The 12,074-nt window shown below is 53.6% G+C and carries 10 protein-coding genes; 9 read left to right on the top strand and 1 reads right to left on the bottom strand.

Annotation, left to right across the window (positions count from 1 at the left end):
• The first annotated feature begins 291 nt into the window (after positions 1-291).
• From LOK74_RS10480 to LOK74_RS10455, 6 genes are all read left to right on the top strand, one after another.
• Positions 292-2,340, top strand: a complete 2,049-nt coding sequence (locus tag LOK74_RS10480; RefSeq protein ID WP_230046575.1) for a copper amine oxidase N-terminal domain-containing protein — start codon at positions 292-294, stop codon at positions 2,338-2,340.
• A 379-nt stretch (positions 2,341-2,719) separates the two neighbouring features.
• Positions 2,720-4,372, top strand: coding sequence for an acyl-CoA mutase large subunit family protein (locus LOK74_RS10475; RefSeq protein WP_230046574.1), 1,653 nt, complete (start codon positions 2,720-2,722; stop codon positions 4,370-4,372).
• A 38-nt stretch (positions 4,373-4,410) separates the two neighbouring features.
• Positions 4,411-5,256: a methylmalonyl-CoA epimerase gene (gene mce / locus LOK74_RS10470; protein ID WP_230046573.1), complete on the top strand. Its 846-nt coding sequence runs from the start codon at positions 4,411-4,413 to the stop codon at positions 5,254-5,256.
• Positions 5,249-6,805 carry an acyl-CoA carboxylase subunit beta gene (locus LOK74_RS10465; protein WP_230046572.1) on the top strand — a complete coding sequence of 519 codons (1,557 nt, stop codon included), beginning with the start codon at positions 5,249-5,251 and terminating at the stop codon, positions 6,803-6,805. The genes mce and LOK74_RS10465 overlap by 8 nt, the downstream gene beginning before the upstream one ends.
• An 84-nt stretch (positions 6,806-6,889) precedes the next feature.
• Entirely contained in the window at positions 6,890-8,005 is a 1,116-nt protein-coding gene (locus LOK74_RS10460; protein WP_230046571.1) for a M20/M25/M40 family metallo-hydrolase, read from the top strand.
• A 132-nt stretch (positions 8,006-8,137) separates the two neighbouring features.
• Positions 8,138-9,400 (top strand): DUF3866 family protein, encoded by a 1,263-nt coding sequence (locus LOK74_RS10455; RefSeq protein WP_230046570.1) that lies wholly within the window; start codon positions 8,138-8,140, stop codon positions 9,398-9,400.
• Here LOK74_RS10455 and mciZ read toward each other — a convergent pair.
• Positions 9,321-9,542 (bottom strand): Z-ring formation inhibitor MciZ, encoded by a 222-nt coding sequence (gene mciZ / locus LOK74_RS24240; RefSeq protein WP_338148652.1) that lies wholly within the window; start codon positions 9,540-9,542, stop codon positions 9,321-9,323. The two genes, LOK74_RS10455 and mciZ, sit on opposite strands and share 80 nt — an antisense overlap.
• Positions 9,543-9,560: 18 nt before the next feature.
• Between mciZ and LOK74_RS10445 the strand changes: the two genes are divergently transcribed.
• The 3 genes from LOK74_RS10445 (at position 9,561) to spoIIM (ending at position 12,027) form a co-directional block, all read left to right on the top strand.
• Complete coding sequence (locus tag LOK74_RS10445; RefSeq protein ID WP_230046569.1) at positions 9,561-10,118, top strand: NUDIX domain-containing protein; 558 nt, start codon at positions 9,561-9,563, stop codon at positions 10,116-10,118.
• Positions 10,119-10,143: 25 nt separating this feature from the next.
• Positions 10,144-11,298 (top strand): endonuclease Q family protein, encoded by a 1,155-nt coding sequence (locus LOK74_RS10440; RefSeq protein ID WP_230046969.1) that lies wholly within the window; start codon positions 10,144-10,146, stop codon positions 11,296-11,298.
• A 102-nt stretch (positions 11,299-11,400) separates the two neighbouring features.
• Positions 11,401-12,027 carry a stage II sporulation protein M gene (gene spoIIM / locus LOK74_RS10435; RefSeq protein WP_230046568.1) on the top strand — a complete coding sequence of 209 codons (627 nt, stop codon included), beginning with the start codon at positions 11,401-11,403 and terminating at the stop codon, positions 12,025-12,027.
• The last annotated feature ends 47 nt before the right edge of the window (positions 12,028-12,074 follow it).

Genomic DNA, 12,074 nt, shown 5'->3' with positions numbered 1-12,074 from the left:
CTGTCGAGAAGGGAAAAAAACCAAGGCTGAAAACGCCTTGGTTTTTTTCAGATACACTCCCTCGCACTCAGCGAACGGAGTGCGAAAAAAGACCCAAAAAAAGAAGCAGTTATGAAAATTTTTTAAAAAAATATGTAACCTTTTCCTCACCTGTGCGTCATACATTATGGGATATCTTTATTTGAGCGGCTTAGGTTAAATAAAGATTCATTAAATTCTCTTGTTGGTTCGTGCCTCTGCTGGTACAACTATGCTAGAATGAGAACGATTACTAGAATTGGGGAGGAGAACATGAAGAAGACAAAAAAGCGACTTTCGTTTGTACTCGCGGCTACAGTTGCAGCAAGTACGTTCGTTGCTGCACCGCAAGCCTATGCCATTGATGATTTAGATGTAGATCCAGAGACAGATCAAGCGGACGAAGAGAGTAAATATACGATTACATTTACCTTAGAGGATGATCTCGAGAAGGGTGATGAGATCACCATTCGTTTTGAAGATGAGTATGAGATAGACGACAATATCGATGAGCGGGACATCGAGGTGAACGGTGATGATGCCGATGAGGTAGAGGTGGATGACCGCGAGAATGAGATTGTGATTGAGGTTCCGGAAGATCTGGAGGACGGCGATGACGTAGAGATTGAGATCAAGGACGGGATTACCAATCCGGATAAAGACGGCGAGTTTTATGTTAAAGTAAGGACGGAGCACGAAAGCTGGAAAACCTTCGATGTGGACATCGAGGAAGACGATGACGACGATGAAGAGTTCTCCGTCGACATCGACGAAGATGACGCAGGTGCCAAAACCTCCTACACTTTGGGGAAATTTGACCTGAAGGGCAGCGACGAGCTGAAAAAAGGAAAAACGATCACCGTCAAATTCCCTGATGACGACATGCTCCCCAGCAGCATTGACACAGATGACGTAGAAATTAACGGTGAAGAAGCGGAAGACGTCGATGTAAACGGTGATGAGGTAGACATCGAAATCCCTGATGATGTGGACGGTGACGATGACCTCAAAATCGAATTCAAAAAAGCTGCCGGCCTCAAAAATCCAAGCAGTAAAGGGGATTATACGATCGAGATCGAGTATGACGGAGAAGACTACGAATCGGAAGAGTTTGAGATCAAAGGCTCCAGCAGTTCTGCCAGCACCGATTTCACCGTCGACCTGTCTGATAAGTCAGTAGGGGCCAACTCTTCCTACAGCTTTGAAGTGGATCTCGGCAGTAAAAAACTTTCCTACAACAACGAGATTCAGGTGGAGTTCCCGTCGAGCGAAATGGTCCCAAGCTACATAGCACCGGCAAGTGTCACCATTAACGGATCAAAAGCGAGCAGTGTTTGGGTATACGGAAACAAAGTATACATTTCCACGCCGTTTAGCTTCACCCCGGACAACAACGTAAAAGTGGCGTTCTCAAAAGATGCTTACATCACCAATCCGAAATCGGCCGGCAACTATAAACTGTCGGTGAAGATGGCTGGCACAACGATCGAGTCCAAAAACTTCTCCATTAGCGGTACGATGATTTCCGTACCAAATGGATCGGTCGACAACAGTACCGCTACCGTCACGCTGTCCAAAACGGCACTAAACACGCCAACGGCGATTACCGTAGGTATCAAAGGATTGGCGGCACCACTCACCCGCGGCCAGGACTTCCTGGAACTGGCGATTCCTGCTGAGTTTGCCGTGCCAACTGCGATTAACGCCTCCCATGTCAAAGTGAATGGACTGGCTCCCAGCTACGTGACCACGCGGGGACAGAATGTGGTGATCTATCCGTCTCAAGATCTGTACGCCAATGCGGCGGTTAGTCTGGCAATCGCCGAGACAGCCAACATTAAGACACCGTCGACAGCGAAAGCCTACAGCATCGGCGTCTATTCCTCCGAAGAGCGCGAACCGTTGTTTGTACGCTCTGTCGGGGTTGGCGGCGTCAATGTGCCACCGCCGGTTCCCGCAGACGCAGCCCGCTTAAAACTAAACGTGGCTTCCTTTACCAAAAATGGCCAATCACATGCGCTGGCCGTTGCCCCGTACACGGCAAACGGGAACACACTAGTACCAGCCCAGTTCTTCCGGGACGCATTGGGGCTTAGCACACAGTGGAACGGCAACTCGGCCGTGGTTGTCAGCGGCTCCACTGTGATCCGCTTCACCGTCGGTTCCGATACTGCCATGATCGGCCAGACGACAGTGAGACTGCCGGTTGCCGTCCAGGTAAAAGAAGGCATGCCGATGCTGCCGATCCGCTTCGTCTCCGACACGCTGAAGTATACGCTTGGATGGGATGGTGCGACTTCCAGCATCGTGATGTACAAGTAAACGGTTTGTAGCACAAAAGACTCCTCGACCACGAACACCTCGTGGGAGGAGTCTTTATTGGTTGTGGTGCTTGCCCTACCAAGGCTGGGCCATCAAAAAGGTAGGGATGACCAGCGACAACACCAGCAATATGATAACCACCTTCATCGCTGTCGATCGTTTCATCTTTCTTGCCTCCTTTATGAAACTGCGTGTTGGATGTAACTATCAGCTGCTACAATCATTCAGAAACACTCACTGCTGTCTAAACCGGTCAGTATAGAGATCACCGATTTATTGAAAAACCGGCAAGCTGTGCTAGAATTGATACGAAGGTTTCTCACCGATTGGCCAAAAAAGAAACGGAATTCACAATCCAGGAGAAACGGGGGGAAAATATGTGTCCAACAAAGATTTTACCCAACTCTATCAGGAGTGGCAACAGCAGGTAGCGGCACGATTGGCAAAAGTGCCGGAGCGAAAGGAACGGTTCGCTACCTCTTCCGACATCGAGGTGGATCGTCTCTATCTGCCCGATCAGATTGATGACGCTTACATGGAAAAGCTTGGTTTTCCCGGTGAGTATCCCTACACCCGTGGTGTACAGCCTACGATGTATCGCGGGAGACTGTGGACGATGCGGCAATATGCCGGTTTCGGCACCGCAGAAGAGACGAATAAACGGTTTCGTTATTTATTGGAACAGGGGCAGACCGGATTAAGTGTTGCCTTTGATCTGCCGACACAGATCGGATACGATTCAGACGATCCGATGGCTGCCGGTGAAGTAGGGAAAGTGGGGGTGGCCATAGACTCCCTGGAGGACATGGAGACACTGCTCAACGGGATACCGCTTGACAAGGTCAGTACCTCGATGACGATCAATGCGCCAGCTTCTGTGCTGCTGGCGATGTACATCGCTGTCGCGGAAAAGCAGGGGATCCCCTCAACAAAGCTGTCGGGCACCATCCAAAACGATATACTGAAAGAGTACATCGCGCGAGGTACATATATATTCCCGCCCAAACCGTCAATGCGCCTGATTACGGACATCTTTGCCTACTGTGCCGAGCATGTGCCGAAGTGGAATACGATCAGTATCAGCGGCTACCACATCCGCGAGGCCGGGGCAACGGCCGTTCAGGAGGTCGCCTTTACTCTCGCAGACGGGATTGCCTATGTGGAGGCGGCATTGCAGGCCGGTTTGGACATTGACCAGTTCGCGCCACAGCTCTCCTTCTTTTTCAACGGACACAACGATTTTCTGGAGGAGATCGCCAAGTTCCGTGCGGCCCGTCGCATGTGGGCACGTTTGATGCGGGAGCGGTATGGGGCGAAGAATCCCAAATCGTGGCAGTTTCGCGTTCACACCCAGACAGGCGGCTCCACTCTGACCGCTCAGCAGCCGGACAACAACATCGTCCGGGTGACGATTCAGGCGCTGGCCGCTGTGTTGGGTGGCACGCAAAGCCTGCATACCAATTCGCGCGATGAAGCACTTGCCCTGCCCACCGAAGAATCAGCGCGGATCGCACTGCGGACACAGCAGATCATCGCCTATGAGAGCGGTGTTACGGATACCGTGGACCCGTTGGCCGGCTCTTATTACATCGAGTACCTGACTGATCAAATCGAACTGCGCTCATTGGAATACATGGAAAAAATCGAACAGATGGGCGGTGCGGTGGCAGCAGTGGAGGCCGGCTACATGCAGCGGGAGATCCACAAGCAGGCGTATGAAACGCAGCGCCGGATCGAAGCAGGAGAAGAACTGGTCGTTGGAATGAACTGTTTCCAGATCGCAGATGAGGCGCAGCCGGAACTGCTGCGTGTCGATCCAACGCTGGGCAGGAGGCAAAAAGAAAAGCTGGATGCTCTGAGGACTAGACGCGACAACAGCGCAGCAGAGCAAACGCTCGCTCGGTTGCGTCGGGGTGCCGCCGGGGCGGAAAACCTGATGCCGCTGATCCTCGATTGTGTGCGGCAGTACGCCACCATCGGTGAAATCTGTGGAGTACTGCGCGAGGTCTTCGGGGAATATCGTGCAGTCTGATACAGCCTCAGCCAAAGTAGCAAGGGGGAATAGTAGGCATGGAGAGAAAGATTCGCGTACTCGTTGGCAAGCCAGGCTTGGATGGTCATGACCGTGGGGCTTTGGTCATCGCCCAGGCTCTGCGCGATGAGGGAATGGAAGTGGTATACACCGGACTGCGTCAGACACCTGCGCAGATCGTCAGCGCGGCGATTCAGGAGGATGTTGATTGCATTGGGCTGTCGTGCCTGTCAGGGGCCCATAACGAGCTCTTTCCCGAAGTGGTTCGGCTGCTGAGAGAGCAGCAAGCGGATGACATCCTGGTGGTAGGGGGCGGTGTCATACCGAACGAAGATATTCCCTATCTGGAGTCACAAGGCATCGCCAAGATTTTTACGCCTGGTTCACCCACCAGAGAGATTGCCGGCTTTATCCGGGAGCGCGTGAAGCCCAAGCAGACGCGTTTTGTTGAGCCACCAAAAAAAATAGTCCATATCGGGATTGCCGTCAACAAGATTGAGACGGCTCTGCCTTTTTACTGTGGTCAGTTGGGACTGCCCCTGCTCGGGCAGGAAGAGGTAGCGAGTGAGCAGGTAAAAGTGGCGTTTCTCGGGATTGGTGACACGCGTCTGGAACTGTTGGAACCGCTTGGCCCGGATAGTCCGATCGCTTCGTTTTTGGCGAAACGCGGTGAAGGAATTCATCACATCGCACTGGAAGTAGACGATCTCGAGCAGCGTTTGGCCACGCTGCGGGAAGGTGGGGTCAGGCTGATCCACGAGACGCCAAAGGAAGGGGCGCATCAGGCACTGATCGCTTTTCTGCACCCGAAACAGGCGAATGGCGTTTTGTTTGAACTGTGCCAGTACCCGCAGCAGAGCAAGGAGGAGACGACAGATGAGTGAGGAGATGTACCAAAAGATCGATGAGATGTACGAGCGAAAACGCAAAATAGAGTTGGGCGGCGGTGACAAGCGGATCGAGGCCCAGCACCACCGCGGCAAACTGACTGCGCGGGAGCGGATCGACATCCTGCTGGACCGAGGGACGTTTGTCGAGTTGAACCCGTTTGTCAAGCACCGGGCAACCAACTTCGGCATGGATCAGTTGGAAGGACCAGGCGAGGGAGTGGTGACCGGATACGGCAAGATAGAGGGTCGTTTGGTCTACGTGTTTGCCCAGGACTTTACTGTGTTCGGCGGTGCGCTCGGCGAGATGCACGCCAAGAAGATCGTCTCGGTTATGGATCTTGCCGCCAAAAACGGCGCACCGGTCATTGGATTAAACGATTCTGGCGGCGCTCGCATTCAGGAGGGCGTCGTCTCACTGGACGGCTATGGTCACATTTTTTATCGCAATTCGATCTACTCCGGGGTGATTCCGCAGATTTCCGTCATTCTGGGACCTTGCGCCGGCGGGGCTGTCTATTCTCCAGCGATCACTGATTTTGTCTTTATGGTGGAAAAAACTTCCCAGATGTTTATCACCGGACCGAAAGTGATTGAGACGGTCACGGGTGAAAAGATCAGCAGCGAAGATCTGGGCGGAGCCAGTGTCCATTCCGCGATTAGCGGGAACGCCCACTTTAGCGCTCCAACCGAGCCGGAGGTGCTGGAGCAGGTTCGTACACTGCTCGGTTTCCTGCCGCAAAATTACCGGGAAGCTCCGCCACGAATTCCTTATCAGGGGGAAGCGGGAGATTGGCTGGAAGAGATGATCGAACTGGTGCCAGTAGCCGGCACAAAAGTGTACGATGTGAAGAATGTGCTCAAACTGATCGTAGATGACGGCAACTTCCTGGAGGTACAGCCCAACTTTGCGCGAAACATCGTGGTCGGTTTTGGTCGGATCGATGGACAGAGCGTCGGTCTGATAGCAAACCAACCGAAAGTGATGGCGGGCGGGCTGGACATCGATTCATCAGATAAACTGGCCCGCTTTATCCGTACCTGTGACGCGTTTAACATCCCACTGATCACCTTTGTCGACGTGACTGGGTTCTTCCCCGGCATTAATCAAGAGCACGGCGGGATTATCCGGCACGGTGCCAAAATCTTATATGCCTACTCGGAAGCAACAGTGCCCAAAATCAGCGTAATTACCCGCAAAGCCTACGGCGGGGCATATGTGGCGCTCAACTCCAAAGCGATTGGAGCAGATGTGGTCTACGCGTGGCCAAATGCAGAGATTGCCGTGATGGGACCAGAGGGGGCAGCCAATATTATCTTCGCCAGGGAAATCGAGCAGAGTGACAACCCTGCTGCCGTCCGCCAGGCGAAAATCGCCGAATACCGTGAAAAGTTCGCCAACCCGTATGTGGCGGCGGAGCACGGCATGGTGGATGATGTGATCGATCCTCGGGAGACGCGCAAACATCTGAAGCAATCGCTGGAGATGCTGGCCGGCAAGCAGGAGAGCCGTCCGGCCAAGAAGCATGGCAATATCCCGCTCTAACCTGCTTGGAAGAACCCGGGAGATACGCTATACTGGAGTGGCGTGAGGGCACTGATTTGATCGAGATAAGTAGGAGGGTTACGATTGATTAATCAAGAGCGTTTGCTGGAAGAGTTTCTGGAGTTGGTCCAGATCGATAGCGAGACCAAACATGAAGCGGCGATTGCCAAGGTAATCAAAGAGAAGCTGCATGCTATGGGGTTTACTGTCGAAGAAGACGAGGCAGCAGCCAAAACAGGCCATGAGGCCAACAACCTGATCGCTACGCTTCCCGGCACGGCGACGGGACCGACCATTTTGTTCAGCAGCCATATGGATACGGTGGTTCCCGGCAATGGGGTGAAACCAACGATTCGCGACGGGTACGTCTACTCGGACGGAACGACCATCCTGGGAGCGGACGACAAAGCTGGGATCGCTGCCATCTTTGAAGCAATCCGCACATTAAAGGAGAAAAATCTGCCTCATCCCACCATTCAGGTGGTCATCACGGTTGGGGAAGAATCGGGATTGGTCGGTTCCCGGGCCATGGACAGCTCACTGTTGAAAGCGGAAATGGGCTTTATCATGGATTCTGATGGAAAAGTGGGAGAGATCATCGCTGCAGGAGCTGGGCAGTATCGGATCGTCACCAAGATCTACGGCAAAGCGGCTCATGCTGGTGTCAATCCGGAAGATGGCATTAGTGCCATCAATGTGGCGAGCAAAGCCATTTCCCGTATGCCGCTGGGGCGGATCGACGAAGATACGACGGCCAACATCGGACGATTTGAGGGTGGCAAGGCATACAACATCGTATCCGACTATGCAGAGGTCTGGTCGGAAGCGCGCAGCCTGGTGATGGAAAAGCTGGAGGCCCAGGTAAAGAAAATGACCGAAGCTTTTGAGTCGGCTGCAGCGGAGATGGGAGCCCGTTGTGAGAACGAAGTGATGTTCATGTACCATGGATTTAAGTTCGATGAGAATACGCCTGTCGTGGCCAAAGCCATTGCTGCTGTTAAACGGATTGGCAGAGAGCCCAAACTGGGCAGTTCTGGTGGCGGCAGCGATGGCAATGTGTTTAACGGATTTGGCATCCCTACGGTGAACTTTGGGATCGGATATGAACAGATTCATACGACCAACGAGCGGATGCCGCTGGAGGAGCTGTATAAGGCATCGGAACTTGTTCTGGCCTTAGTCGAAGAGTCATTGGCGTAAGAAGACCGACAGAGAGGCTACATAACAAATGGAAAAGAGGCAGAGGGAAAACGAAAGGCCCGGCCTCTTTTTTGTATCTCCTCCTCCTGTCCGGCATACGATCTAGGGAGAAAACGGAAAGAGGGGAGCCGAATGCTTGAGGTCGTTACCGGTACGGTGCTAAGCGTGGTAGAGGAAGATGCAAGAATGCAGATCTTAGAGGTAAGGTGTGGAGCGGAGCGAGCGGGCGAACAGCCAGAGCGGGCAATCTATTTCTGCAGTGGCAAAGAGCGTTGCGCGGCAGGCGACAAAGTGCTGCTCAATGTTACCGCTGTGCGGATGGGACTGGGTACGGGAGGCAGTCACTTCGTCATCGGCAGGTGGACAAAGAGGCCTACAGATTACCATCCTACCGATTGGGGACATATTGTAAAGATGCGATACTCTCCTTGGCAGTTGACGGTAGATGCGGTGGAGGAGCAAAACAGCCCATGGCACGATGTGTTCCTGGACGAGTCACGTCACCTGGAGCGAACGCCAGTGCTAATCGGAGAACTGCATAGTCTGCTGCCGTTTCTTGTGCTCACACTCAAGCGGATTCGTCCGCAGGCGCGAATCGTCTATGTGATGCCAGATGGCGCTTCCCTACCCATCGCACTGAGCCGTCATGTCCGACACCTCAAGCAGCAGGGACACCTGGAAGCGACAGTAACGACCGGACACGCCTGGGGCGGCGACCTCGAAGCGGTCAATCTCTATACAGGATTGCTAGCGGCCAAGCATGTGACCAACGGGCAGTTCATCCTCTGCATACTGGGGCCGGGTGTAGTTGGAACCGGTACACCGTACGGGTTCTCTGGCATGCAGTTGGCTGAAGCGATCCACGCCGTCTCCCTGCTGGGAGGCATTCCAATCTATGTGCCGCGGATCAGTTTTTCTGATCGGCGCAGCCGTCACTATGGCATGAGCCATCATACCTTGACCCTGTTGAAACGCTTTGTTCTGCAGCCCTCACTGGTGCCAGTACCTCATTTTGGTGATGAGCGGGACAAAGTGATCGGCGAGCAGGAGCGACGGGCAAACCTGTACCAAAACCATTGCCGCCTATCTGCTGCTGCTCCTTCACTGGAGACGGTTGCTAGGGTTCAACGGGACTACCCGGAATCGATCACGACGATGGGCAGGGGAATCCAGCATGATCCCGCTCCATTACAGACCGCTTATGTGGCGGCACAGGTAGCCGATTTTTGTCGCAGTTGGGCTGATCGGGAAGCGAACAGCTCCAGACAGGTCGCTTCAGATGAACTGACTGTCAGCGGCAGACAGCAGCAGGGGGCTAGCGCTGTACCGCCCGATCGAGACGAGCTAGCCACTCTTGCAACGTTATGGGCTTGTTTGACAGACGGCGCAGAGTAGCGCGGATTTCCCATGCTTTTCCGACCAGACGCAGGTGATGTAGATCGGTATAGGTTTTCATTTGACAACGCCTCCTGTTATGATGAGATGGGACAAGCAATCCTGTTGCTACTCTATGGAGCTTACGATCACTGTAGAACACCTTTTTGGAGGGGAAATCATGCGGAATACGGACCGCTTTTACGAGAAGACGATCAGTAGCGAACAGATCTACGACGGACGAATTATCAAGGTGAAAGTGGATGAAGTGCTGCTCCCCAACGGGAAAACCGGCAAGCGCGAAATCGTCAATCATCAGGGAGCAGTTGCCGTTCTGGCGCTCACAGACGATGAAAAGCTGGTAGCAGTGCGCCAGTTCCGCAAACCACTGGAGCGGACGATCGTTGAGATTCCCGCCGGCAAGCTGGAACCCGGGGAAGATCCGCTCGACTGTGCCAAGCGGGAGTTGGCTGAGGAAACAGGCTATCAAGCAGAACAGTTTTCCCATATAAGCTCGTTTTATACCTCGCCTGGCTTCGCCGATGAGCTGCTCCATCTCTACCTGGCAACTGGATTGCAGCCGGGGGCGGCACAGCCGGATGAAGACGAGTTCGTGGACGTATTGGAACTAACCATGGAAGAAGCAAAGACGCTGCATGAGACGGGGGAGATCCGGGACGCCAAGACGGTGCTCGCTTTGTTCGCCTGGGAGAATCGGGTGTTGAAACAACGTGGTTAATGCGCTTCCCAGCTATTTCTGCGACATGCATATTCACATCGGTCGGACATGGAGCGGAAAGCCGGTCAAGATCACCGCATCCCGTCAGCTTACCTTGACCCGCATTCTGGAGGAGTCGTCTGAGCGAAAGGGGATGGACATGATCGGGATTATCGACGCTCATTCGCCAGAGGTGCAGGTTGAATTGGAGGATCTGATTGCCCAAGGTCAGGCAGCGCCGCTCCCGGAAGGCGGCATTCGTTACAAACAGACGACGTTGATTCTCGGCTGCGAGGTGGAGATCAAGGAGGCTGGGCGCGGGGAGGCCCATTTTCTGTGCTATCTTCCTTCCCTCGAAGAGATGAGGCGCTTCACCCGTTGGTTGGCCGATCGCTGTAAAAACGTACAGCTTAGCTCCCAGCGGATCGGTGCGACAGTGAGGGAACTGCAGGAGTACACCACAGAGCTAGGCGGGGTGGTTGTACCGGCGCATATCTTTACACCACATAAGGGGTATTACGGCAATTGCGCCGATCGGCTGAGCGAGCTTGCTGATCCGGCTCTGATTTACGCAGTGGAGTTGGGGCTTAGTGCCAACACGGAGATGGCAGACCGGATCAGCGAACTGCACGACAAGACATATCTTACCAACTCCGATGCTCACTCGTTGGCCAAGATCGGTCGCGAGTACCAGCAGGTACGGATGGCGGAGCCAACGTTTGCCGAGTGGCTCAAGGTACTGCGACGGGAGGAGGGGCGATGCGTTGGGACCAATTACGGACTGCACCCTCGTCTTGGAAAATATCATCAAACGAGATGCCAAGCCTGCCAATCTCCGCTGCCTGAACAAGGGGATGGACGATGTCCGGCTTGTGGATTTCGTGCAATTGTCAGAGGAGTAGAAGAGCGGATCGCCCAGCTTGCCGATCTGCCGGCTGGTAACCATCCGGGACATCGTCCGCCTTATGTAGAGCAGATCCCGCTTGAGTTTGTGCCGGGACTAGGCCCGAAGACGATCGGCAAACTGTATACTGCATTTGGCACCGAGATGAATGTGCTGCATCGAGCCAGTCAGTCTGATCTGGCAGTGGTCGTCGGGGAGAAAACAGCCCATCTGATCGGCTTGGCAAGAGCCGGTCAACTCCCGATCAAAACAGGAGGGGCCGGTGTATATGGCCGGATTGACCGTCCACTTGCATAAGACCGCCAGCATAGGCCGAGCTTGCCGCCAGCGGCTGCTTGTCATACTTGTCCACTTGATTGCATAGAGATACAGTATCCAGCGATCAGGAGGCGAGCAGGCGTGCGCAATCGCTTTGGGCAAACCATCCAGCTCTACCTTGTGGAACACCGGACTCTTTACCTGTTTACCATCGTCTTGTTTGCGATGGGGATTATCTTTGGGACATTGATCGTCAACGCATTAGCGGCAGAACAGAAGCAGGAATTGCTCTCTTTTCTCCAGTACTTTTTCGGCAGTGTGAGTGACCAGGGTATTCCTGAGACCAATCAGCACTTTCAACAGTCTTTCGGACAATATCTGAAGACGGTAGCGGTGATGTGGGTCTTCGGTCTGTCGATTATCGGCCTGCCGGTTATTCTGCTGCTATTGTTTTTAAAAGGGTTGATCGTCGGCTTTACTGTCGGTTTCTTGGTCAACCAGTTAAAGTGGCAGGGTGTCACCTTTTCGCTTGCAGGCGTTCTACCGCAAAACATGTTGGTCGTCCCTGCGCTGCTGATCGTCGGCGTAGCCGGCATCTCTTTTTCCCTTCGATTAATTCGCACCCGGCTGCTGACCAGACAGGGTCAAATCCTGCCTCACTTTCTGAGCTACACCTGTATCTCTCTGGCCATGCTGGGTGTGATGACGATGGCTGCTCTGTTCGAGACGTTTGTCTCGCCTCACCTGATGCGTTACGTGCTTAATTAAGAATAATTATCACTTGATAACGTATTTGACTTACTCCAAGCCGCTCC

The sequence above is a fragment of the Brevibacillus humidisoli genome (genome assembly GCF_020923435.1).
In the GTDB taxonomy this organism is placed as follows: domain Bacteria; phylum Bacillota; class Bacilli; order Brevibacillales; family Brevibacillaceae; genus Brevibacillus_E; species Brevibacillus_E humidisoli.
The sequence above is the reverse complement of the archived record's forward strand: the minus strand, read 5'-3'. Positions and strand labels throughout refer to the sequence as shown.

Coding starts and splice junctions, on each gene's coding strand:
- LOK74_RS10445 (WP_230046569.1), top strand. CDS start 9,561: ATGCGGAATACGGACCGCTTTTACGAGAAGACGATCAGTAGCGAACAG.
- LOK74_RS10480 (WP_230046575.1), top strand. CDS start 292: ATGAAGAAGACAAAAAAGCGACTTTCGTTTGTACTCGCGGCTACAGTT.
- LOK74_RS10455 (WP_230046570.1), top strand. CDS start 8,138: ATGCTTGAGGTCGTTACCGGTACGGTGCTAAGCGTGGTAGAGGAAGAT.
- LOK74_RS10440 (WP_230046969.1), top strand. CDS start 10,144: ATGCATATTCACATCGGTCGGACATGGAGCGGAAAGCCGGTCAAGATC.
- LOK74_RS10465 (WP_230046572.1), top strand. CDS start 5,249: ATGAGTGAGGAGATGTACCAAAAGATCGATGAGATGTACGAGCGAAAA.
- mce (WP_230046573.1), top strand. CDS start 4,411: ATGGAGAGAAAGATTCGCGTACTCGTTGGCAAGCCAGGCTTGGATGGT.